The following is a 23,248-nucleotide window of genomic DNA, read 5'->3' as shown; positions in this document are numbered from 1 at the left end:
AAAGCTATGGGCACATACGTTAATCCGGGAAATGCGGCATTCCGGGAAGCGCTGAATTCCAGGATCTATATCGATAAAACAAAGCTGACCTTATACACAAACAGCATTTTAAATACCACCAAAAAAGTATATGCGTCAGCCGTCCCCGCCGTTTCGGAAAGCCAATGTACACTGAAGTATTTCCATTTTGCGCCCCAATCTTGACACTGCTAAGTTTTGGCGATATAATCTTATCGGCGACAAGATTGGAGGTTGTTATGGATAATAAGCCTTATCATCACGGAAATCTACGAAGCGCTTTAGTTGAAGCGGGATTAGAGTTAATTAGCATGGAGGGTGAGGAGACTTTATCCCTACGTAAAGCTGCTATGAAATGTGGTGTCAGTAATGCTGCTCCTTATGCTCATTTTAACAACAAGGATGAGTTTATTGCCGCAATTCAACAACATATTATGGATTTGTTTGTGTCAACGTTGGAGCAAGCAGCAGAGACGTATGAAAATGCTCCTGATTTTCTGCCTATGCTCGGAACCGTCTATGTTAAATTCTTCTATCACAATCCCGTATATTTTGATTTTCTTTTTTCCAGAAAAAACATTCGGATAAACTTGTCATTGGATTGTGCAGGCGAAAAAGAACCCCTGCCGCTAAAAATACTGAAGCAGGCTGCAATGCAGACTTTTTCCAAAGTTGATATGCCAGAGCCTGTCATACAAAATAAAATAATAGCAATGTGGGCATTGGTCCATGGTTTATCGGCTATCGCAACGATGCCCAATGTAGAGTATGACAAAGATTGGGAAACAAGAATTGAAGATATCATTAAATCTATTTAGCGCCATATTATAAAACGGGAGGACGAAAATGAATGTTATCATACATGATTTGACCGACCTGCAATTTCAACAGATTTTCCCGCAAATCACAGGAGATACACGGATTGTATCTAATAAAGGTTTCATAAAAAACTGTATTGGATGTTTTGGCTGCTGGATTAAAACCCCAGGACAATGTGTAATGAAAGACGGATATGAAAATATGGTTAGCAGGAACAGCATCAATTTTAATGCGTCAAAGCATAACGTTGCTTTTTTCAATTCCATAGAGCAGCTATGTGGGAAAGTGGGGGAGCAGTAAAAAGATGAATATAAGTATTATTAACGGAAGTCCCAAGTCTGGGGAAAGTACATCAGGACTTTTGATAAAGTATTTGCTGCAAGAAACGGGGGAAAGTAATGCGCAGGTGTTCAAATGTTCCTTGCAAGCAACAGAGTTGGCAGAAATAGCAAGCAGTGATGTATTGGTATTTGTGTTTCCGCTCTATGTAGATAGTATCCCCTCCCAGCTACTCCAATTCCTAATTATCTTAGGAGAGCTAAAAGATTTGAACCATGATATGATGGTATATTGCGTTGTGAATAATGTTTTTTTTGAAGGGACACAAAATTATATTGCGATTCAACAGATGAAAAATTGGTGTGCCGCAGCTAATTTGAAATGGGGGCAAGGTGTTGGCATTGGGGCTGGCGAAATGCTCCCGTTTATTTCCAATGTTTCACTAAAGCATGGACCGAACAAAAAAATCGGATATGCAATCAGCGATTTAGCAACCAATTTGCTAAATAGGCAACCTGGAAAAGACATTTTTATTTCACCAAATTGGCCTCGCTTTTTATGGAGAATACAATCAACAAGGTTCTTTTGGATGCCGCGAGCCAAATCAAATAGTCTTAAAATGCAAGATTTATACCAAGGAATAAAAAGATCATAGAGACTAAAGGGGAGCGGCAGATGGTGATGGAATGGATATATTGCCCAAAATGCAAGCAGGAAAGCCATTTTCCAGGTTAACTATCAGCAAGATACTCCGCAATCCGATTTATGCAATGGCTGACCTGGACATTTACGAGTTTTTCAAAAGCCAGGGAACGGGGATTTATAACGATGCCGCTTGGGCTGGACCAGTCCGGCATGGGGTGTCTGGCGAACAGAAATAAGGAAGGAGATTAACTAATGACAATTCTAAATGAATTGGATTCTACTTGCGGACTCTTTGACGAGGAGCTGACGGTAAGATTCAGGGAATCTATAAGGATTGATAATGAAGTAAGAAAGATAAAAGGTTTGCCTGTGGCAGGATATGACGATGAAACCCAGAAGGCGTACCTTGAGTATCCGGACGGGAGGCGCGAGCATGTCGGGAGATGATGTGATAAGGCTTCCGGAAGCGAGATTTGTGATATCCTGCACATATATGATAATACACAGGAGCCGTTCAGAAGTTCGACTCGGTTTATGCGCCCGGCGAGATCAAAGCGGCGGCTTATTACGAAGACGGGCCCAGTGAAGAGTACTGCCTGTGTACGGCAGAAGATGAGGTGCCCCTGTGCGTGATGCTGGACCGGGGAATACTGATTGCACGGCAGCGATATTCTTTCTCCACATATACACACAGATATTCTTTCATACATTCTATATTCGTTTCCATGGGGACTCCCCATTTCTGATGAAACCACGGTGCGGCTTTTTCAGATATCCACTCATGTTCCAATCATTTTATGATGTTCAGCATTGCCGCATTTTCTTTTGTGAGCGCATAAAACATAATTATATTTTATGCATATAATTTATTAAACCCATCGGGAAATCAAATTTGATACCGAATATAAATGAGGTGGTTTTGATTGAATAACTATAATGCAAACTGGATGTTTCACCCGCCGAACCGGTCCGGCATGGGAAGGAATTGCAATAGAAACTGTGATAGAAATTGTAATAAAAACACAGGCCGGCCGGTCACCTGCAATGCGCCTGAGCCGAACATGGTCCAACCTGCGCATTCCCGATATTCAGATTGCGCAGGCGCGGAGGAATGTGATTTTTCCTGCGGTCATAAGCATGGATCGGGAGGACAGACAAAAACGCCGGATTTGCCGGGATGTCCCGGAGAATGCGCAGACTCATGTGTGCCGGGATGTCCCGGAGAATGCGCAGACTCATGTATGCCGGGATGTCCCGGAGAATGCGCAGACTCATGTATGCCGGGATGTCCCGGAGAATGCGCAGACTCATGTATGCCGGGATGCCCCGAAGAATGCGCAGACTTATGTGTGCCGTTTTGTCCCGGAGAATGCAGAGAGCCAGGGGCCCGGGGACCAAGAGGAGAGCCCGGTCTGCCGGGGTGCCCCGGAGAACGGGGAGAGCGGGGAGAGACTGGCCCCCAGGGGCCGAGAGGGGAACCCGGTCCGCCGGGGTGTCCCGGAGAGCGGGGGGAGATTGGACCCCAGGGTGTCACCGGGCCTCAGGGGCCGCAGGGAGCAACAGGCCCCCAGGGACCCAGGGGAGACACTGGCGCGCGGGGGCCGGCAGGTCCGCCCGGTTACCCGCAAAACAGTATCTTTGCGTCATTTTTAGGGCAGGAAGTGATCCTGCCGGAAAAAACCAGCCTTCCGCTGAAGACAGATATACCGGATGTTACCCGGAATATTACTCTGTGCAATGAGTATTCCGTATCGCTGACGCCCGGCTGCTATGCGGTCTGCTACTATATATCCACGGTAATGAAAAGGCATGGCTTTATCAAGCTCGCGCCAATCTTTAACGACAGTGTACAGACGGTATATGCCGCATACGCAGAGGCGTCAAAGAGGAAGGAAATGCTTGTTTTATCCAGATATTTTATCGTCCGGATACCCGATGCGTCCACGCTGTTTTTTTCATGGACATCATCATGCGTTTCCAAAATCAATATGAATATGAGTATCGTAAAGCTTTACAGAGAATAATCGAATAAGGAGGGTGAATCGACATGCCGACAATCAGTCTCTGCATGATCGTCAAAAATGAGGAAACGCATCTTGCGCGCTGCCTTGACAGTGCAGCGGAGCTTGTGGACGAAATCATTATTGTGGATACCGGTTCGACGGACCGGACAGTCGAAATAGCGTCTGAGTATACATCCAATGTCTATTCGTATCCGTGGAAGGACGATTTTTCCGATGCAAGAAATTATTCTTTTTCCAAGGCGTCTAAGGATTACTGTATGTGGATAGACGCGGATGACATTCTGGAGGAAACGGAGAAGGATAAGTTTTTGCGGCTAAAACAGACTTTGCCGCCGGAAGCGGACATTGTAATGATGAAATATAATATTTCTTTTGATGAAGCCGGAAATCCTTCTTTTTCTTACTTCAGGGAAAGATGGATCAGGAACTGCTCAAAATTCCGCTGGGTAGGTGCAGTCCATGAGGTGATTCCGCAAAGCGGAAATATCATTTATTCGGATATTGCGGTCTGCCACAAAAAAATCACGTCCGGAGACCCAGACCGGAATCTGAATATTTACCGCAAACTCCTTGACAGGGGAGAACGTTTAGAGCCCCGGCATCAGTACTATTTTGGTCGGGAGCTGTACTATCACAAGCAATATGAAGAGGCGGTTTCTTTACTGGAACAATTCCTGCTCTCGGCGGATGGATGGGTTGAAAATAAAATAGAAGCCTGTTCGGTCTGCGCCAACTGCTATTACCGTCTTGGGCAGGAACAATCCGCGCTGGATATTCTTCTGCGCAGCATGAGCTTTGATTTGCCAAGAGCGGAATTGTGCTGCGAAATCGGGAAACATTTTCTGGAACGCGGAGATTATCATACTGCGGTCTACTGGTATGAGACTGCGCTGAACAGACCGAAAAATCATTTTTCCAATGGATTTGTCCAGCCGGACTGCTATGATTATGTTCCTCTTTTGCAGCTATGTGTATGCTTTGACAGAATGGGGGACAGAAAAAAAGCGAAAGAATACAACGAAAGGGCGGGAGCGTGTAAACCTTATTCCAAAGCATATCTTTATAATAAACAGTATTTTGACAGTCTGCAGATTTCTTGATTGGGAGGGTAAACATAAAATATATTCTGTTTTTTCTGGAAAAATGTAACAAATATTTTCGCTGACCATAAAATATTTGTGTGAAAAGATACTTTTTAAGCGTTTTTTCAGATAATTTGGAAAGGATATGATGTTTATGGATAACAGAAATTCATGCAGCAGTTGTCAGAATCAATGCTATCCTCCCTGTTGTGAACGAGGGCCTGTGGGGCCTAAGGGAGATCAGGGTCCTGCAGGCCCGCAGGGGATCAAAGGGGATACCGGCTGTCCCGGCCCGAAGGGTGACAAAGGCGATCCGGGCCCTATGGGACCACAGGGGATTCCAGGCGCTCCCGGAGCGCGGGGACCCAGAGGAAATCCAGGGCCGGTAGGGCCTACCGGAGACATGGGGCCGAGAGGCTATGCCGGACCGAGAGGTTATGCCGGCCCACAGGGGATTCAGGGAATCCAGGGTGTCCGCGGTGATATTGGCCCCAAAGGTGATCCGGGATGCGAAGGTCCGAAAGGAGATGCGGGCCCCCAGGGACCGGCAGGACCCCAGGGACCGATAGGACCTGTGGGACCCCAGGGAGATGCGGGGCCTCAGGGGCCAAGAGGGATTCAGGGCCCAACCGGAGCCACCGGCCCGACCGGCCCTATGGGCCCGCAGGGTGTGACCGGTCCGCAGGGGACTCAGGGTGAAACCGGTCCGAACGGCCCCCAGGGACCGAAAGGATGCCAGGGAGATGATGGTCCGATGGGTGCCACCGGTCCCACTGGAGCCGATGGAGCGACTGGGGCAACCGGGGCTGATGGAGCCACCGGTCCAACCGGAGCCACCGGAGCGACCGGAGCTGATGGAGCGACAGGTCCCACTGGAGCGACCGGAGCTGATGGAGCGACAGGTCCCACTGGAGCGACCGGAGCCGATGGAGCGACTGGCCCCACTGGAGCGACCGGAGCGACTGGAGCGACCGGAGCCGATGGAGCGACAGGTCCCACTGGAGCGACCGGAGCTGATGGAGCGACAGGTCCCACTGGAGCGACCGGAGCCGATGGAGCGACCGGAGCCGATGGAGTCACTGGTTCCACTGGAGCAACCGGGGCAGATGGAGCGACCGGAGCCGATGGAGCGACAGGTCCCACTGGAGCGACCGGAGCTGATGGAGCGACAGGTCCCACTGGAGCGACCGGGGCAGATGGAGCGACCGGAGCCGATGGAGCGACAGGTCCCACTGGAGCGACCGGAGCCGACGGAGCCACCGGAGCCACTGGAGCCACCGGTCCCACCGGTCCAACTGGTGTTGCTGGTACGGGAGCGATCATTCCATTTGCGTCAGGGCTTCCGGTTTCACTGACAACAATCGCCGGTGGGCTTGCGGGGATCCCTGCATTCGTTGGATTTGGAAGCAGTGCGCAGGGGCTTACGGTTTTGGGAGCCTCAATTGATATCACAAATGCCAGCGGAACACTTTCGAACTTTGCATTCCAGGTTCCGCGTGCCGGAATCATTACCTCGTTCAGTGCATTCTTCAGTACCACAGTAGGACTTTCGCTGCCAGGTTCCACGGTTGCGGTAAGAGCGCAGATCTATCAGTCCGCAACGCCGAATAATGTATTTTCTCCGATTGCCGGAACACTGATCAACCTGACGCCGTCGCTTACGGGAATCGTCTCAATTGGTACACTGCTGAACGGTTCACTTACAGGACTGAATATTCCTGTAACGGCCCAAACCCGGCTGATGCTGGTATTTTCAGCGACAGCAAGCGGTCTGACGCTGCTCAATACAGTCGCGGGATATGCAAGCGCCGGCTTAAGTATTAATTAATGATATGCTGATACGAACAGAAACATGACATGAAATAAAAATAATTCCAGCTGTGCGGTTGGATGCTCCAGGGAGCATCCAACCCACTTATCCATTCGCAAAAATCGTGCTGACGCACTCTTACGTCTGCTAACGCAGCCGCTTTTTGCTCATTAATAAGTGGGTTGCTGATTCGATAGGTCATTTTCATTACAATAAATTGCATGAAAATGACCTGTCGAATCGCAACCGCACAGCTGGAAATAATTCCCAGAGGTTTCGGGATTCCGAACCTCTGGGAAAGTCTTTAAGCCTCTCTGTGAATATACATCCTGCTAAGCGTTGGTTCGCCGTCTCCCTGTACCATACAGAAAAATTCCCAGCCATAGCGTTCATAAAAGGATGTATGATCCGTAACAAGATAAAGTGTATCCACTCCCTGTTCTTTCATATCCGTGCAGACCGTATGCAGCAGCTCTCCCGCAATTCCCCGGCAGCGATAGTTCTCCTCCACATATACGGCGCAGACATTGGGCGCTAAGTCCCTGCGGTTGTGAAAATCATTTTCAATGACGCCCAGACCTCCCACAACGGCATGACCCTCCAATGCCAGATACCATTGCGGTACCGCCGTCTTTTGACACAGACATTCCTCGATACTTTCCGTATAGGCTTCCAGAGGGATTCCCCATTTCTGATGAAACCACTGCGCGGCTTTTTCGGCCAGTTCCTCATGCTCCCGTAATTTTATGATGGTTATCATTGTCACATTCCCCTTTCTGCAATGAAGTGTTCGATCCGTCTGCCTGTCCGGTTAGAAGCAGCGCGGCCGCTGCGCCGCAGAGCCCTCCCGCCAATTTGGAGAGAAGAAGCGGGACGACCAGATCTGGTTCCGTCCCGAAGGTGAATCCCATGTGGGCCGCCAGTGCGGAAGCGCCGCACACCAGAAAGGCGGCGTTTACCACCTTGCCCCGGTCATCCATCTCCTTCATCATGGCGATGGCTGGAACCGGGCTTACAATTCCCATGAGAAGGCCCGCCACGCTGTTTCCGTTCATGCCGGTTTTTTGGCCCGCCCAGTTCAGGGGCTTTTCCAGAAGCCGCCGCAGGATTTCCGCCACAGGAAGGCTTCCCAACATTACCACGCCGATGGAAGACACCACGGCCATCGCCTCCTCAATGGGGGCGAGCCCTTTGAGGAGACGGAAGCCGGTCATATATTCCACCGCCCCTGCGGTCAGCCCGACAGTCGTCAGAAACCCGATGACTGCTGCAAAATATCCGAAGCCTTTGATCATTTGATCCGGAAAAAAGCGGATTCCGGCCATGAACATCAGGGAGAGCAGAAAAAGCGGAAGGCTCTGGAGTAAAATTTCCATGATACCCAGTCCGCAGAACAGCCCGCCCATGACCAGCGACACAGGCATCATGCCCAGGCCGATGAGCATTCCTCTGGCGAACAGGGACCGTTCCTGCCGGGAAACCATCCCCATCCCAACGGGAATGGTGAAGGTGACGGTGCACCCGAAGGTAGCCCCTGCCACAACCCCGGCGTATCGTCCTACCGAAGGCGTGTTCGCCAGCTCCATGGAAAGCTGGTAGCCGCCCATGTCGATTGCCAGAATCCCGCCTAGGATTCCCGGGTCCAGTCCGGACAGGTTCCACAGCGGGACAAGGAACTGCTTCAAAAGCCCGGAAAGGAGCGGGGTCAGGCAGATGATCCCTGCCATGGAGAGGGCGGTGGCGCCCAGAAGCATAAAGCCTTCTTCAAACCGCTTTCCAAGCCCCAGGCGGTTTCCGCAGATTCTGTCCAGGCCGCCGGTCGCCGCGCCTGCGGCCATGATCCACATGATGGTTGTATTCATGGTTTATCCAGTCTCCCTCGTGTTTTGTATACCCAAAGGGCATCGTATCGAACGTAGCCTGTCCGTTATTATAGAGTGAAAAAGGGGAAAGATCAAGAGCGAATTGCAACGCATCCAGCTCATGGAAAAGCCGCCGGCTACTGATGTGATAATTCTTTTATTTGTATCTGAAAACAGTTTAGCACAAAGAAAGGCGGTTGTATATGCAATTACTTCTCATTGGGAAGGTGACTATCTGATTCCCGACCTGAAACTTTCGGATACAACGGAATATCAGATCGGGAAGTATGGACGGATGAGAACGCGTTTGTGTGATTCTGAAAAATTTAAAATCGGGGATTGACAGGACGGAAGAAATGGCTTTCTTATTGACAATAAGAAATGGGTTTTCACCGTACATCTTGCCGCGGCTTGCTCGTTTCTTTTTTTATTGCTAAGATATCATACAGATATTTCTTGCCATTTTCAGCATGGCTAATCAAAAGCCGGGCATGGAAGATATTGTATCTTACAAGCGTATTTTCCTCATAGACCGGGAGGACAAAACGGACATCATACCTATACCAGCCGTATTTTGCGTTTTTATTGTGTTTTTCCTTGCGGTTTTCTTCAAAAACCGGGTTAGATGCTATCTGGATCAGCTCCGGTATCGCAGTGGTGGCATTTGCCCTAGTACAGCATTGCGTAATTAACGGTGAATTCTGCACCTGCTATTTCTGCCAGTTCTGCGTTGTCGTCAATCAACGATGCCACCGCGTCGCCTCTTTCCTCCGCCTTGTCCTGACAAAAATATCAGACACATTATTCACCATTATATACGCAATGCTGTACTAGCTTTTGCATTTGCGCCCATGAGGCTTTTCCGGCTTTCTGATTCCGTGTATTCTTCCGGCAGTTCACTCCCGATAAAAATATGCTCTGCTCTTTTATTCCCCTTTTTCTTTTCTCTTGATTTGTAGACATTAAACTGGTTCTTGTACTTCTGGCTGCAAAATTCATTTCCCTTCCGGCTTGCGACAAAGGCTTTTTTACAGTGTTTGCACATACGCATATCACTGTCACTGATTCATAGGAAATGAAATCCGCAGTTGTCGGCAGGGCGGTCATAAAGCCGAGTACGACTTCTTTCAGTTTTTTTTCCGGAGCCTTGTGCATGGCGGCAAGCCCGACATTTACGGCATCAATGACAAGCTGTTCTGCTTCCTGCATGGGATACTTGTCATCGGCCAAGCTGTCCGATGCCATTTTCTTCTGTACTTCGTTTTCCAAAAAATATTTTTCGCCAAGTGTCCTTGGCAGGCTGCTTTCTTTCCTGTATGTGAGTATGCCGCCGTAGAGCTTCCGTATCTTTTTCAGTGCGGTTTCACGAATACCCCTGAAATTATTAAAAATATGACTCCTGAGCAGCTGAATGAGAAGGTCAATGAGGCTTTAGAAAATAATGAGTCTGAAAACATATACCCAAGGACACCCCATTATGCCCATTATGCCGTTTCACAAAGTATACCCAAGGGCACCCCATTATGGCCATTCGGCCGTTTCATAAAGTATCAGAAGATGGAGAGGCAGATGAAAAACAAGTGTGCAGAAAGTTTACAAACACACTTGACAATATCTCGACGTTCACACGGGCTGCCAGTTCAGTGAATTGGAATTTCCCAATCAAAATCATCAATTTCGGGAAGCTTCCTTAAAAAAATCTGCTGAATTGACGATATAATAATAAAGTACTTAGCCAAAAGGAATTTATATTTAAGGAGGATTACGTTATGTCAATGGCTGTAGGTTATAAGCCTTATACAGGTGCCATTAATACAAACAGCGCACGATACAAACGTGCGAAAGCAATGTATGACGAAGGACATCCCAACGGAGAAGCAACGAAGTCTGCTGCGGAAGTGAAGGTTGAAAAAGATTTGCAGAACCTGAAAATGCTTAAACAGATGCTCGGGCAAAAATACGATGACCTTGATTTAAAATTTAAAAATCCGCTTGAAGCAGACGAAGAAACATTTATTCGTAATTATATGGGGCTTTTTGATGAGGACGGTGATTTCGTAAACCCTTATGGTGTAGCGGGAATGGACATTACAGGGAAAGACCCGTCTGAATTTCATAAAATAATCGATGTTTCCGAAACTGCCCGTCAAGATATGTTTGATGAAACGATGCGCCATTTCATACAAGAAAAAGGAGTAGCCAATGGCGATACAACAAAGCGTACTGAGGTTTTTACACGCTATCAGTTAAGCGTTAAAAAATCAGATCGGTTAAGCGGTACATGGACACTTGGACAATATGAGCGAATGTATACAAAAGCATTTTACGAAGCTGTAAGAGAAGCAAACCCCAACTGGCAGCTTGGGCAGCCATTTGATACAAGCATTGTACGCAATATTACCCGTGAAGATGTAGAAAACCGCATTGTAAAAGGCGACAGCGAATTTTCATTAAAACCGAGGGCATCTTTGGATATTAAGGCATGATGTTACTGTTCACGCGGTGCCGTGTACTATGTCTTAGATGCAGATATCAAGAGTTTTTTCAACCACATAGACCATGAATGGGCGGTCAGATTTATAGAATCACGAATCAAAGACCCCAACATCATAAGACTGGTAAGGCGGATGCTGAAAGCAGGAATCATAGAGAACTACCAATACGAGGAAATGGAAGAGGATTCTGAACAGGGTTCATTATGTCCTGAACGGCATAATGCGCCATTAAAGAAAAGCGCATAAAAATAGACCTGCTAAAAGACTCAGATCCTGCCTTGTAGCAGGGTCTGGGAAAGTGCGTCCATCTAAAAAAAACAACGGGGAATACCTCTCTGACTTTAACAAAAAAACTACTCTTTTTAGAAAAAGGGGCTGTTACATCCCGAGATTTTTTGATCTCTGGTGCAACAGCCCCTCTTCTTTATCAGAACCTAAACCGTGGCAGGATATGTCTTTTTGTACCACAAATGCAGATGGGGCGGGCTGGCAGGTCAGAATATCCCAGGTGTGGTAGATCTGATCGTATTCGAAAAATATCGGAGGATGCACATAAGAGCTGGTATTCAAGCTGACATGGCTGAAGAAAGTGCAAAAAGGCTGGATATTAAAGACATTTTGTGATAGAATTTTTTAAGATGAAATTGGGGATGGTCAGATATGAAATACAATATTCCGGACAGGGTTATAAAGGATATTTTTACATTTGCCCGGAAATGCGCGGTTCAAAAAGTGATTCTTTTTGGTTCCCGCGCCAGAGGCACGCATACCGAAAGAAGCGATATAGATATTGCCGTAAGCGGCGGTGACTTTGACGCGTTTTATTGGGAAATAAAGGAACATGTCCATTCACTCCTGACTTTTGATATCATGAATCTCGATTCGGGCGCTTCGGAGGAATTAACACAGGAAATAGAAAAAGACGGGGTGGTCATATATGAAGAAATTTGATAATTTTTCAAGCTGTCTGAATGTATTGAAAAATGCGGATTTTGATTTTGCGAATGATAATGAAATTTACAGAACAGGTGTGATCGGACAGTTTCAGCTTACTTTTGAACTTTCATGGAAGGCGCTGCAGGCAGTGTTAAGAGTTCATGGAGCAGAAGGAGCGGAGACAGGTTCGCCCAGAGAGATTTTACAGCTTGGTTATAAGCTGGGATTTGTGAATGATTCAGCTGTGTGGCTTCTGATGTTAAGAAAACGCAATACAGCCGCCCATATATATGACGAGGATAAAATTGATGAAATGCTCCTGCTGATCCGTGACAGCTTTATACCGGCATTTCTGGCTCTTGAAAAGACCTTGAAGGATAAGCTGGAAAAGGCTGAGGGGGATTGGAACTAAAGAAAGAGGCTGCAGGCAAAACATTTGCGTCTCATTTCTTATGATCTGCCATTATTCTTTATTCCCGCAAAGCAACGAGCCAGGTAGCCATGCCTGCGTTTTCCGGCTGAAGCATGCGGTTTCGGAGCTGCTCTATACAGGCAGCAATATCACGCGTATCGCGATGAACAGCGGCTTCTCCAATGTCTCGGCATTTAACAGGGTATTCAGGGACTATTACGGCATTGCGCCCACCGAATACAGAAATCAAAACAAGGAGCGTATGGAAAGGAAATTCTGGAGTAAAGAAAAATTAAAGAATAAACTGCGGCAGGAGCTGCAGGCCCTGGAAAAAGCGTAGGACGCGGATGGACCGAAGGAATCCGTCTGTATTGAGGCGGATGCCGCAGCCGCGTCCCACTATGAGAAAAACTGGAATAAGGCGATCAATATAGGCTCCGTATATAACCTTACACTGGCGAATCTGCAGTACCATGTGCTGGCCCTGACAGAAGAGCTGGGAATGTGTCCGCTGTCAGTGTATTCCGGATTTTATCTCTTTTATGCTTTTTCCATATGAGATCATAAAAAGGGATGAGTTCTATACATACCGGAGCAACCTGGAAGATTCCTTCGAGCTGGACATGATCAGGAAGTATAAGCGTATGCTCAAAGAGCAGGGGATGGAACAATGCAGGATCTATATCAGTGAATGAAACAATTCGATATCCAACCGGAATTATCTGAATACAGCAGCTTCCGGGGCGCTTATTTTGCGAAAAAGATCTGTGAGATCTGGGATTCCGTTGATATGATCTGCTGCTGGATGGGCTCGGACTGGATGAGCAGCTATTACGATTCCAGAAGCTTTATCAACGGCGCTTCCGGAATTTAGATTGTCAATCACGACACAGGAGGATGCCGCGAAAACCATGTATGTGTGTCGCCGGGAACACTGTTTCCCGGAGGATTGTCCTGCTATACTTTATCCATCACTGAAAAACAGCGGCATACGCCGAAAGCCTGTTTGCGGGAGACATGGGTGAGGAAGAACAGGAATATTCCCGGAACATTAGGACAAGGCGGAGGAAAGAGGCGATGCGGTGGCATCGTTGATTGACGACAACGCAGAACTGGCAGAAATAGCAGGCGCAGAATTCACCGTTAATTACGCAATGCTGTACTAGGTCATCATCCCCCGGACCTTTGCGGAATTCGGAACACCGGATCCGGGCCGAAAAGCGTCCGGTTCATTTCCTCATCCCGGAGTCCGTATGCCAGATAACAGGAGCACCATTTCCTGCGGCACAGAAAGCTCTCTTCAAACAACTCCTTCCGATGCCCTCCATACCAGTTTTTGCCCGATGCCCCGCTGATATTGCATCTGCGGACATTTCCGTCGGCCTCCACAAAAAGCCGGTTGAGACACAGGCTTTCATCTGCGGGAACATGCCGGAGCTCTCGGTCAAAATAGGGATCTATGGATTGGAACAGCCGAATTTCCTTTTCTGTATAAGGGCGTTTCAGGCCGTCCATTTTGTTGACCCAGAGATAAATCTCGTCAGGGAGCATTTCCCGGAGCCTGCGGAGCAGATCTATATTACCCGGCACCCCAACTGCGCCGGCGCAAAGAAGGATACCTTCCTCCCGAAGCCGAATGCATTTTGCGGCAAATTCTTCGCAGGCCGTCATCTCCGGATGGAAGGAAGCCCAGAGACGAAGCTTTTCCCGCGCGCCCCCGAACTGATCGAAGATTTTGAGAGAGCGTTCGGCAGAGAAGCTCAGGTTGGTCTGCGCTCCCGCTGCCTCCAGAACATCCCATTTCGTCAGGCCGCCGAGTCCCTCCCAATACCATGGGTGGACCAGGGCTTCCCCGTAGGGTACAACCATCAGGGCGCGGATGCTCAGATATTCCGCGCTTTCCCGCAGACTTTCACAGAACCGGAACCATTGTTCCCGGTCATCTTCCAATTCCCGTTTAGAAATCCGATGCTTGGAAAAAGGGCAATAGCTGCATTGATAATTACAGCTCTTTAAGCTGCCCCGGTAGAGGACTGTACGGCGTTGGTCCTGTACGGCTCCCGGATTCTCTCCACAGTGTGCCAGGTCATCGGCACAGAGGGATTTCGTTTCAGCTTCACAGCGTTTGAAACTGCTGCATAAGAGGTCAGTTTGTCTGTCCATGCGCTGTCTCCCATTCTGCCATTTTTTCGCTGATTTCCCTGGAAATCAGCTGCGGGCCAAGATAATCGGAAAGGCTGAGCCCGTCATCCGTCAGTACCAGCCAGCCGGATTCTGCCTTCCGCTGTGCCGGATCACAGCACACATCCCGCAGCTCTGAACCGCAGTTGGTCCCGACTTCATCAGGAGAGCTCTGCTGCACAAGATACCCCTCCTCGATCCACTCCGACAGCAGCGGAAATTCTTTCAGGATCCCCGTGCCGAAACGCTCCCGATACCTGCCGATATCCAGTCCAGGCCGGATCAGGAGATGGCGGATCACATATCTGCGTTTCTGTTCCTCACGGGAAAGTACGATCCCATGAGTGACAGCGGTAAAATCCTGCGTATTTTCATAAGCGTATAATTCACGCAGGCAGTCCTGCCTTGTGATGGCGTATGGGGTGCAGAAATGCAGATTCCCTACATAGCTCCGTCCGCCGCAGCCCAATGCCAGGGAGGTGCCGAAGCCGCACTCGGAGAAGGGGCGCAGATGTTCTGATTTTCCCTGAATAATCTGCTCCATAGACGCCTGTTGGGATGCTGCTGACTTCCCCCGGACAATCTGCGCTATCGAACCCTGCCGGGATCCTTCTGATTTTCTCCGTACAAACCGCCTCATAGAATCCTGCCGGAACCCTTCGGATTTCAAAAAGCCGCATGCTTCCCGATACTGCTCAAAAGCCTTTTCCGGATCCAGCACCATTCCGTCTCGCAGCTCCCTTTCCAGCCCTGCGCCGTGCTTCACATACAGAGGATACAAAAAAATCTCCTGGGGACCGAGAGACACCGCCCGTTCCAACGATTCCAAAAGAGATTGGATTGTTTGCCCGGGAATCCCGTAGATAAAGTCCGCATTTACACAGTCAAATCCAAAGGAAAGCAAAAGCTCCAGGGCTTCCAGCGCCTTTTTCCCGCTATGCCCCCGGCGCAGAGTTTCCAGTTCTCTGTCACAAAAGCTCTGGATCCCCATGCTGACCCTTGTAATGCCACGCCCCTTCAGCAACTGTAATTTTTCTCTGTCCGTCTGGTTGGGAGCCGTTTCGATCACAATGCTCCGGTTTTCGTCAAAATGCAGATAAGATTCCGTCATGGCAAAGACCCGATCCAATTGCTGCGCATTCAAAAGAAGAGGCGTCCCACCGCCTATGGTAAAATCGGAAAATCTTGTGCCTGCCGGCTCCAGAATCCGGCGGTACTGGCTCAGCTGCCGCTCCACCGCGTCCAGATACCGTTCCATTTCCTCTGTCCCGGCTCCGGTGACAGAGAACAGGTTGCAGTAGCCGCATTTCGTCTGGCAGAAGGGGATGTGCAGATACAGCCCGCAGCCCGGTCCCGAAAGACTGCCGGCGCAGTCTGCCAGACGGATCCCGGTCAGCGGGCGGTAAGCCGTTTTGTGAGGATAACTGTACATATATTGAATATACGGATTCATAGTAACAAAAAACCTCTATAAAAAGAAATGCTTATAAGGAACGGTATTGACCACAGGATGATTGATCCCATGGAACTGGCATCCGTCCTCCCCGTAGCAGGTTCCGTGATCGGAACAGCAGATGACAAAGGTATCGCCCCGTTTTCCTTTCCAATGGTCAAACAGCCGTCCCAGCTCCCGGTCCGCATAGCGAAGCGCTGCCCCGTGGCTGGCCAGGTTATCATGGGAGCACCCATCCAGATAGAAGGAATTGGGATAATGAATGGCGTCCACATTGAGGTACATAAAAATCCTCTGCCCCGGATCCGCAGCTTCCAGCTTTCTCAAAATAAAGTCTACCTGATTTTTGGTGCTGTCCTTTACCCCGCAGCCAAAGGACGGGTTCCAGTAGCTTTTCCGGAAATATCCGGGAAATACCTTTCCCAGGTCTGAGCGTTTGTCAAAAAAGGAGACGCCTCCGACACACCAGGTATCATAGCCTTCCTTTTCCAGCCCTTCCATGATCGTGCCGCCGGAAAATCCGTAAGCCCCCGGGGGCGTTTTTCTGCCCATGCCGATCTGCCTGGGAAAAAACAGCATTTCCCGGTCAGCCAGATTTTTCGCCTCATGATCCGCAGGCAGGAAACCGGCAAACATGGCGTGATGGGACGGCCAGGTAAAATTCCCCGGAGCCTGGCATTTTTTCCAGGAGCCGTAACGATTCAGCACCGGGGTTGCGCCGTCCTCCTGCTCCTTCACCGCCGCGTCATACCGAAGGGTGTCCAGACATATGAACAAAATGTCCATCTGCCCGACAACTTGATTCATATCCACGGAAGACGTTCTCCGCGCTTTGGCAGAAGAGAACAGCCGGAAAGGGACCTCTCCGGCATGCTCGTGCGGGGCTTGCCGATTGTCCTGAACTTCCATGTTATTTGCTTCTTTCTGTTTTTCCTGAACTTCCATGCTATTTGTTTCTTTCTGGTTTCCCTGAACTTCCATATTTTTTGCTTCTTTCTGATTTTCTTGTACATCCATAATGCTTTTGCACTTTCCTGTTTGATACTCACGGCAGATTTATCCGGCGTTCAGTATACAGCCACTCCTTCATCATTTCCGCCTGATGGAGGTAGATCCGGTTCTGGTCATAAATATCCTGGTAAATGAGATCGCCCTGGCCGTTCAGTTCAATGATCCTGGGCCGCAGGCTCCCCTTTTCCAGAAGTACATCGATCCCCACGCTCCGCAGTTCCGGATAGCATCCTGCCGCACGGATGCAGAGCTGCTCCACATCTTCCATGACATGACACGGAAGCCCAAGCTCATTCCCCTTTAAAGGGTGGTTATTCAGATGCAGATTGGTAATGGGACCAGAAGAAAGACGGGCCAGGATAAAATCCATCCTCCCGTCCTGAACCACTGCCCGCAAGTCATAGGATAAGCCGTTGTGCTCCGCCTTGGCATACCACCGTTCAACGATACAGCCCAGTTCCAGAAGCCGCCCGATCATGGAAAGTACCTGCTTCCTGTCCGTAAACCGCCGGAGCCGCTTCGTATTGACCAAACGTCCGGTTTCGGGATTCTCCATTGCGCAGGTGTAGAGGATCATCCGGCCGGAGCGGGGCTGCCAGCGGAAAGCCGCCGCTCCGGCGGCACCGGAACCGCAGACCGGTTTAATAAACACCTGAAAAATGCGGCGACGCTCCATAGAATCCAGCAGCAGATCCGCCCGCCCAACGCCATCCAACGTCTCAGCCACTGGAAGCACAGCCTGCCCAACGCTGTCCAACGTCTCAGCCACTGGGAACACAGTCCGTCCGATGCCATCCAACTCCTCGGTCACCGGAATCCCGGCCTCTGCCAGCCGCCTTTTACACGCTCTTTTATCCAAAAGAGCGAGGATATCCTCCGGTTTGTTTAAAAACGTGATCTGCCGTTTCTTCCCCAGTTCTGCCAGCCATTGCAGCTTTTTTTCATAATCCTGCGCCAGGATATTCAACTCATCCAGGCAGCAGCTTTCCCACAAAGGCGGGTCAATTTTCAGAAACACGTTTTCCCATGCGGTTTCATTCCAAAAAGGATCTGCCAGAGCCGTATCATCTCGAAAATCATTTTTCAAAACCAAATCCTTCCGAAGCGGACTTGCCGGCGAATCCGCGCTCCGGAAGGGAAACTCCTTCCAGTCCAGCAGCCGGAACGATATCCCTTCCGCCTCTGCGCCCTTTTCCAGATAGATGGTCCGTTTTGTACCGGGACTGCCGAGGAGAACTGCCTGCCTCATTCGGTCAGCATGGCGTTCATCCAGATCTCGCCTTTGTATTCCTCCGGCTCATAGCGCTCCGACGCGTCAACCTTCGCCGGAAGAGCCTGCAGATCCTTTACCATGCCCTCTGACATATAATGAAAATGCACATCCAGCTCCTCGATATTGGGATAGGAAGGAATCGTTTCCAGGAGCAGGGCGCCGCCCTTGTCTGTCAGGGTGCCGTTGGCCAGATCCAGTACCTTCAGCTGCTTCATATATTTGCATTCCAGCACTGCCCGAACCAGTTCATCCTGGATCTCGCTGTCCTCAATCCCCAGGTGCGCGAGCTTTGGAAAATCCGACTTTTCGAGAAGGGTTTTGATGGTGTCCGCGCTGCCGTCAAATCCGTAATCCTCAATTCCGATGTAAAGAACCAGCTTTTTCAGATTCGGCAGTTTGGCATTCTGGATCTCCTGGATCACCGACACCGGAAGCCCGCCGCAGATGATAGTCAGAGATTCCAGTCCCGGATGGCTGATCTCTCCCAGCACCAGCTCCGAGCTTCCCTTGACAGTCAGTTCTTTTAAGTGAGGAAGGGCCTGCCAGAGCCGGCTGTAATTGCCCTGGATGATCCAGGAAACCTCGCACTCCTCATAGTCCATGTCCCCTACAAACAGACTCTCAACATGGGAAAACCGTTCCTTGTTCTCCACGATCTGATCCAGGATGATCTGGCAGCTGTCGTCCCAGGATTCACCCCAGCATCCAATCACCAGACCTGATACCTGGGGAAATTCCGGATCGTTCAAGATATCCTCCACCATGGTTCCGGGACCCTTTCCGTTCTCAAACTGTTCATAATCATACACATATTTTTTACTCTTTCCCATAAAAACCTCCTTTGCGGCAAGATGCAAGGCATCGTGAACAGCAGCTGCATTTTTCTTATTATTATACGCAATTATACAGTGGGGTTCAACTGTTTTTTGTCCTATAGGAGTTACTGTTCACACCCTTTGGGCGCTCCAGTATCCAGCCTATTTTAAGTCGCCTTCGGTGAGAGGCTGGATATTATGGCAAATGTTACTTTACTGACCGGACGCCGTGCAGCAGCCGCGGGCTTCGCAAGCGAAACGCAATGTCCTGCGACTGCTTTTGTCAGATTTTGCATTGTGCCATGTCATGTTTTATACTGTGGATTTTCCATTCCAGATGCTATACTGATTAAAAAAAGGAGGCCGCAAAAAAATGAAATATTTCAAGAATATGAGAAACCCTGTACTACCGTTGGAATACCATGTGCCGGACAGCGAGGCGCATGTGATGCCGGACGGGAAGCTCTACATCTACGGAAGCTTCGACGACCGGGAGGATGTATTCTGCAGTGAAAAATATCACGTTGTATCCACGCCGGATATGGAACACTGGACGGTCCATGACGTCTCGTTCACCGGGCAGCAGGTTCCCTGGTTCAACAATCCCGAAGCGCCGAAGTACCCCGGGATCGACTGGTCGAGGCCCACGCCCTTTATCCGGAAAATGCTGGAAGCTGCCCAGGAAAACGGCGATGACATGAAGGAAAAATTTGAACAGGACGGCGAAAAAGAGAAACCTGCATTGCTGTTCGCGCCGGATTGCTTGGAGCATGACGGAACCTATTATCTCTACTTCTGTATGCCCGATGACAGCGAAGGCGTGGCGGTTTCCAACCATCCGGAGGGTCCGTTTACGAACCCGGTACAGCTTCCCTGCGGCGGGATCGACCCGGCCGTTTTCATTGACGATGACGGGCAGGCTTACTATTACTGGGGACAATTATTTTCTCACGGCGTCAGACTGAATCCGGACATGGTATCATTTGACCCGGACGGAATCCGGGACGATCTGGTCACGGAGGAGGAGCATTTCTTCCATGAGGGCTCCTCTATGCGGAAGATCGGGGATACCTATTATTATGTGTACGCCGATATGGAGCGGGGGAAACCCACGTCCCTCGGCTATTCCACAGGCAAGTCGCCGCTTGGGCCGTTTACCTACCGGGGGATCATCATCGACAACGACGGCTGCGACCCTGCAAGCTGGAACAATCATGGTTCCATCGAATGCGTCAACGGGCAGTGGTATGTGTTTTACCACCGCTGCAGCCGGGGCGTGCGGCAGCACCGGAGGCTCTGCGTCGAGCCGGTCACGATCCATCCGGACGGAACCATTGATGAAGTAAAGATGACCTCCCAGGGGGCCGGAGCGCCGTTTGCGCCAGGGGAAAGGATATACGGCTATCAGGCCTGCGGGCTGAAAGGGACGGTATATATTGGAGCTGAGGACGCGGCGAGACAAAACAACGTTTTACCGGAAACGGAGACAGCCTCCGAAGCCGGAACAGGCAGTGTATATCCGGAAAAACTCACCTGCGTCTCACCGGGGGATGAAATCATCTTCCGCTATGTGAAAAAGGACACCCCATGGTCTGGGATAGAATGTACCTGCGCCGGGAGCGGAAGGCTGCAGGTGTTTCTGGATGATGTGGCGGCGGGAACCGTGGCGGCCGAAGGAGCGCCAGGAAGCATCCAGACCGTGTCTGCCGGAATCTCGGCGCCGGCGGGAGAGTGCGAGCTGAAACTGAAAGCAGAAGAGACCGACGGACTGGAGATCATGGAGATCGTATTATACTGAGCGCCGGCAAGATAAATCTGCCGCTCAGTATCACAGGATGCGTACAGCCGCATAAGGAAAACAGCAGCCCATTGCCGCAGACAATTCAAAATGCGGCCTGAGTTACAGGTCACGCCCGGTGAAGGTGTGACCTGCAACGATTGACTACCCCGCTGTGGAATTGATTATTGCATCAATCAGATTTTGAATACTTTGTTCTAATTTTTCATTTCCCCAGCCCAATTCCCATTCTTCGTTTGTGCCGGAATCAGAGATGATATAGATACCTGTTGCCTTGCAAGAACGAAATTTAGCAGTCGTAAACAATCCGGCTCCCTCCATTTCAACACATTTAGCACCTTTTTCCTCATAATACCGAATACTCCAATCCGTTTCCACATATCCCGCATCAGTGGTCCAGTGATAGCCTCTATGATATTTCAGCCCCGCCATATCCATCTCTTTGCATAAAGCTTCCGTTAATTCTTTTGATGTTTCTATAATCTCATCATGAAATCCATACAATCCAGCAATGGCTGTATCATGAAAAGCGCCATTGGAAATGACATATTCTCCAATCCTTGTACCAATCCTTCCTCCGGCAAAACCAACATGGATTAATTCTTTCACCCCGGCTGCAAATAAATCTTCTGCTTGTGTCGCTATCCCTGGAGAGCACATTTCACCTTTTACAAACCCAATTTGGGTATTGTGAGTCATCACATAAAGTTCACCGCCAACTTGATATTTTAATGCACCAACATTTCTCGCAAGCGTTGTGTCATATAAGCTATCCGCTAAGAGATACACGCGGGACGGTATCTTGCTTCTAAGCTCATCATAATTAAGACCCTGCAATTCGCACTCTTTTTTTACAAGTTGGACAGGCGCGTTATAAACCTCTGGATCAATGTCAAAATGTCTTTTTTGCATAACCTCATAAGAAAGTATCTTTCCATTTGCCACTGGATAATCTACATGCGTCTTTTGTACGTAATGCCTTTTCCTGTAGAATTCTCCTGCGGGTAATGATGCCTCTATTTCAACACTTCCGTGGCTTTTAATTATTTCATTTTCCAGGTAGTCCATAAGTGCGGAACCAATTCCTGCCCCCTGATGTTCAGGAAGCACATATACTCTTGAAATACGATTTCCCTCAATAGTGCCTGTACCTGCGATCGTTTCCCCATGTGTGATCACATAGGTCTTTTCTTCTGAAATATCTTTTTCAATATTAGCCAATTGATGCAGTTCCAAAAAAAAGCAAACTACTTCTTCCGGATAATAGTTCGTATAGATCTCTCGAATCGTAGTACTTACAATATCCGTGATAATTTTCGCCTGTTCCTTTTTCGCTTTATGTATCATTCTTTTATTGCTCATCCCTATATTCCTTTCCGATCCGCGGAATGTCTTCTTTTACATACTGCGGCACAGCTGGAAATATTTTAGAACAATACAGCAAAAAAATCAATGAAGTGTTTTCTTTTTTGACAGAACGATTTTTACCGGTTACTATTCACGGTGCCTTGCGCCCTGCTGCAAGGCATCCGTCTTTAGCATGGACAAGCACTATATGACCTATTTTTGCTCCCGGTATTCCGCCGGAGTCATCCCATAATATTTCTTGAAAATCTGCCGGAAATTCCCGGAATCCATATACCCCAGCTCCTCCGCAATGGCCGAGACGGAAAGCTTCGGATTCATCAGCAGCCGTGCGGCCTGCTTCATTTTCAGCTTCTGGATATTCTGGCTGAAGCTCATTCCGGTGCAGCTCCTAATGATTCGCTGGATCTGCCGCTCGCTGTAATTGAAGAAATCCGCCAGCTCTTTCAAAGAGATCGTCGTATAATTTTCCTGCATATATTTCAAAATGAATACTACATTTTCATCATGCCCCTGGGAGTCCGCCTCCGGCACGATCACGTTGGAGCCGTGGTTGCGGAGCAGGACGATAAAAAACGCACCCACGATGTTATTCAGGAAACGCTCCTTATACTGATGATTTTTCAGAAATTCCCGGTAAGCATAGAATACAAAATCAAAGATCTCCGGATCCCCGCCCGTGCGGAAAAACAGGTAAGGGTGAGTTTTCGAATGATACAGCGTATGTGTAAAAAAATCCGACAGCACGTCATTATCGGATAATACCCCGAAAAATACTTTTTCGAAGGTGCTGGTCCTCAGCACGATATTGATGATGATGCAGTCATCCGAAAATGCACTGATGGCATGTACAGTCTCCGGGGCTATGATCAGCTCTGACGCATAAATTTAATTTTATTTTTCTAAGCTATAAAAACATTACATTTTTAACAGCTTTTTCTTGGTTTTCTGAATCTCAGGGAATAGTATC

General features: G+C 49.0%; 26 protein-coding genes and 2 pseudogenes. 16 read left to right on the top strand and 12 right to left on the bottom strand.

Features of this window, described 5'->3' with window-relative positions:
• The first annotated feature begins 6 nt into the window (after positions 1-6).
• The 8 genes from ACTOY7_RS13195 to ACTOY7_RS13160 all read left to right on the top strand — a co-directional run bounded on the left by ACTOY7_RS13195 (position 7) and on the right by ACTOY7_RS13160 (position 6,695).
• Positions 7-204, top strand: a complete 198-nt coding sequence (locus ACTOY7_RS13195) for a hypothetical protein (protein WP_331495265.1) — start codon at positions 7-9, stop codon at positions 202-204.
• A 53-nt stretch (positions 205-257) separates the two neighbouring features.
• Complete coding sequence (locus tag ACTOY7_RS13190) at positions 258-836, top strand: TetR/AcrR family transcriptional regulator (RefSeq protein WP_160282323.1); 579 nt, start codon at positions 258-260, stop codon at positions 834-836.
• A gap of 28 nt (positions 837-864) precedes the next feature.
• Positions 865-1,137 (top strand): hypothetical protein, encoded by a 273-nt coding sequence (locus ACTOY7_RS13185; RefSeq protein WP_160282324.1) that lies wholly within the window; start codon positions 865-867, stop codon positions 1,135-1,137.
• A 4-nt stretch (positions 1,138-1,141) separates the two neighbouring features.
• On the top strand, positions 1,142-1,771 hold the full coding sequence (locus tag ACTOY7_RS13180) for an NADPH-dependent FMN reductase family protein (RefSeq protein WP_482671020.1): 630 nt from the start codon (positions 1,142-1,144) through the stop codon (positions 1,769-1,771).
• Between the two features lie 242 nt (positions 1,772-2,013).
• Positions 2,014-2,208: a hypothetical protein gene (locus ACTOY7_RS13175; RefSeq protein ID WP_160282326.1), complete on the top strand. Its 195-nt coding sequence runs from the start codon at positions 2,014-2,016 to the stop codon at positions 2,206-2,208.
• Between the two features lie 866 nt (positions 2,209-3,074).
• Complete coding sequence (locus tag ACTOY7_RS13170; RefSeq protein ID WP_302134992.1) at positions 3,075-3,785, top strand: hypothetical protein; 711 nt, start codon at positions 3,075-3,077, stop codon at positions 3,783-3,785.
• A 23-nt stretch (positions 3,786-3,808) separates the two neighbouring features.
• On the top strand, positions 3,809-4,885 hold the full coding sequence (locus tag ACTOY7_RS13165) for a tetratricopeptide repeat-containing glycosyltransferase family 2 protein (RefSeq protein WP_482671019.1): 1,077 nt from the start codon (positions 3,809-3,811) through the stop codon (positions 4,883-4,885).
• A 304-nt stretch (positions 4,886-5,189) separates the two neighbouring features.
• Positions 5,190-6,695, top strand: a complete 1,506-nt coding sequence (locus ACTOY7_RS13160) for an exosporium glycoprotein BclB-related protein (RefSeq protein ID WP_482671028.1) — start codon at positions 5,190-5,192, stop codon at positions 6,693-6,695.
• Positions 6,696-6,981: 286 nt separating this feature from the next.
• Here the strand turns inward: ACTOY7_RS13160 and ACTOY7_RS13155 are convergent, their stop codons facing one another.
• Both ACTOY7_RS13155 and ACTOY7_RS13150 read right to left on the bottom strand, forming a co-directional pair.
• Positions 6,982-7,437, bottom strand: coding sequence for a GNAT family N-acetyltransferase (locus tag ACTOY7_RS13155; RefSeq protein WP_482671018.1), 456 nt, complete (start codon positions 7,435-7,437; stop codon positions 6,982-6,984).
• The gene (locus tag ACTOY7_RS13150; protein WP_482671017.1) at positions 7,406-8,539 is read right to left on the bottom strand and encodes an ethanolamine utilization protein EutH; all 1,134 of its coding nucleotides are present in this window, start codon (positions 8,537-8,539) and stop codon (positions 7,406-7,408) included. The genes ACTOY7_RS13155 and ACTOY7_RS13150 overlap by 32 nt, the downstream gene beginning before the upstream one ends.
• Before the next feature lie 208 nt (positions 8,540-8,747).
• On the opposite strand from ACTOY7_RS13150, the pseudogene ACTOY7_RS13145 reads away from it, so the two are divergent.
• A pseudogene (locus tag ACTOY7_RS13145) lies at positions 8,748-8,840 on the top strand (TnpV protein); the annotation flags it as partial.
• Positions 8,841-8,928: 88 nt separating this feature from the next.
• Here ACTOY7_RS13145 and ACTOY7_RS13140 read toward each other — a convergent pair.
• Both ACTOY7_RS13140 and ACTOY7_RS13135 read right to left on the bottom strand, forming a co-directional pair.
• Positions 8,929-9,210 (bottom strand): annotated as a pseudogene (locus ACTOY7_RS13140) (hypothetical protein); the annotation flags it as partial.
• A 130-nt stretch (positions 9,211-9,340) separates the two neighbouring features.
• Positions 9,341-9,808, bottom strand: a complete 468-nt coding sequence (locus ACTOY7_RS13135) for a hypothetical protein (RefSeq protein WP_482671015.1) — start codon at positions 9,806-9,808, stop codon at positions 9,341-9,343.
• A 500-nt stretch (positions 9,809-10,308) separates the two neighbouring features.
• Between ACTOY7_RS13135 and ACTOY7_RS13130 the strand changes: the two genes are divergently transcribed.
• The 6 genes from ACTOY7_RS13130 to ACTOY7_RS13105 all read left to right on the top strand — a co-directional run bounded on the left by ACTOY7_RS13130 (position 10,309) and on the right by ACTOY7_RS13105 (position 13,256).
• The gene (locus ACTOY7_RS13130; RefSeq protein ID WP_300885206.1) at positions 10,309-11,025 is read left to right on the top strand and encodes a DUF3879 family protein; all 717 of its coding nucleotides are present in this window, start codon (positions 10,309-10,311) and stop codon (positions 11,023-11,025) included.
• A gap of 669 nt (positions 11,026-11,694) precedes the next feature.
• A complete protein-coding gene (locus tag ACTOY7_RS13125) occupies positions 11,695-11,985 on the top strand; it encodes a nucleotidyltransferase family protein (RefSeq protein ID WP_160282329.1) in 291 nt (96 codons plus the stop codon).
• A complete protein-coding gene (locus ACTOY7_RS13120) occupies positions 11,972-12,382 on the top strand; it encodes an HI0074 family nucleotidyltransferase substrate-binding subunit (protein ID WP_160282330.1) in 411 nt (136 codons plus the stop codon). Before ACTOY7_RS13125 ends, ACTOY7_RS13120 begins: the two co-directional genes overlap by 14 nt.
• 40 nt (positions 12,383-12,422) lie before the next feature.
• The gene (locus ACTOY7_RS13115; protein ID WP_160282331.1) at positions 12,423-12,722 is read left to right on the top strand and encodes a helix-turn-helix domain-containing protein; all 300 of its coding nucleotides are present in this window, start codon (positions 12,423-12,425) and stop codon (positions 12,720-12,722) included.
• A 202-nt stretch (positions 12,723-12,924) separates the two neighbouring features.
• Positions 12,925-13,077: a hypothetical protein gene (locus ACTOY7_RS13110; protein WP_160282332.1), complete on the top strand. Its 153-nt coding sequence runs from the start codon at positions 12,925-12,927 to the stop codon at positions 13,075-13,077.
• Entirely contained in the window at positions 13,074-13,256 is a 183-nt protein-coding gene (locus ACTOY7_RS13105) for a hypothetical protein (RefSeq protein ID WP_482671014.1), read from the top strand. The genes ACTOY7_RS13110 and ACTOY7_RS13105 overlap by 4 nt, the downstream gene beginning before the upstream one ends.
• Before the next feature lie 296 nt (positions 13,257-13,552).
• Here the strand turns inward: ACTOY7_RS13105 and ACTOY7_RS13100 are convergent, their stop codons facing one another.
• The 6 genes from ACTOY7_RS13100 to ACTOY7_RS13075 are packed head-to-tail and all read right to left on the bottom strand — an operon-like array spanning position 13,553 to position 19,130.
• Entirely contained in the window at positions 13,553-14,545 is a 993-nt protein-coding gene (locus ACTOY7_RS13100; protein WP_160285055.1) for an STM4011 family radical SAM protein, read from the bottom strand.
• On the bottom strand, positions 14,529-16,016 hold the full coding sequence (locus tag ACTOY7_RS13095) for a radical SAM protein (protein WP_482671013.1): 1,488 nt from the start codon (positions 16,014-16,016) through the stop codon (positions 14,529-14,531). Before ACTOY7_RS13095 ends, ACTOY7_RS13100 begins: the two co-directional genes overlap by 17 nt.
• Before the next feature lie 15 nt (positions 16,017-16,031).
• Positions 16,032-16,823 (bottom strand): STM4013/SEN3800 family hydrolase, encoded by a 792-nt coding sequence (locus ACTOY7_RS13090; protein ID WP_300885217.1) that lies wholly within the window; start codon positions 16,821-16,823, stop codon positions 16,032-16,034.
• A complete protein-coding gene (locus tag ACTOY7_RS13085) occupies positions 16,820-17,065 on the bottom strand; it encodes a hypothetical protein (protein ID WP_300885209.1) in 246 nt (81 codons plus the stop codon). Before ACTOY7_RS13085 ends, ACTOY7_RS13090 begins: the two co-directional genes overlap by 4 nt.
• Positions 17,062-18,276, bottom strand: a complete 1,215-nt coding sequence (locus ACTOY7_RS13080) for an STM4014 family protein (protein ID WP_482671012.1) — start codon at positions 18,274-18,276, stop codon at positions 17,062-17,064. The genes ACTOY7_RS13085 and ACTOY7_RS13080 overlap by 4 nt, the downstream gene beginning before the upstream one ends.
• Positions 18,273-19,130: an STM4015 family protein gene (locus ACTOY7_RS13075; protein ID WP_160285059.1), complete on the bottom strand. Its 858-nt coding sequence runs from the start codon at positions 19,128-19,130 to the stop codon at positions 18,273-18,275. Before ACTOY7_RS13075 ends, ACTOY7_RS13080 begins: the two co-directional genes overlap by 4 nt.
• 358 nt (positions 19,131-19,488) lie before the next feature.
• Between ACTOY7_RS13075 and ACTOY7_RS13070 the strand changes: the two genes are divergently transcribed.
• Positions 19,489-20,913: a family 43 glycosylhydrolase gene (locus ACTOY7_RS13070; RefSeq protein ID WP_160284683.1), complete on the top strand. Its 1,425-nt coding sequence runs from the start codon at positions 19,489-19,491 to the stop codon at positions 20,911-20,913.
• 144 nt (positions 20,914-21,057) lie between these two features.
• On the opposite strand, the gene ACTOY7_RS13065 is transcribed toward ACTOY7_RS13070, so the two are convergent.
• Both ACTOY7_RS13065 and ACTOY7_RS13060 read right to left on the bottom strand, forming a co-directional pair.
• Entirely contained in the window at positions 21,058-22,275 is a 1,218-nt protein-coding gene (locus ACTOY7_RS13065) for a GNAT family N-acetyltransferase (protein WP_160284684.1), read from the bottom strand.
• Between the two features lie 198 nt (positions 22,276-22,473).
• Positions 22,474-23,082, bottom strand: a complete 609-nt coding sequence (locus ACTOY7_RS13060) for a helix-turn-helix transcriptional regulator (protein ID WP_482671011.1) — start codon at positions 23,080-23,082, stop codon at positions 22,474-22,476.
• Between the last annotated feature and the right edge of the window lie 166 nt (positions 23,083-23,248).

Source organism: Schaedlerella sp. (assembly GCF_056796775.1).
This window is presented reverse-complemented; position numbering and strand designations above follow the sequence as displayed.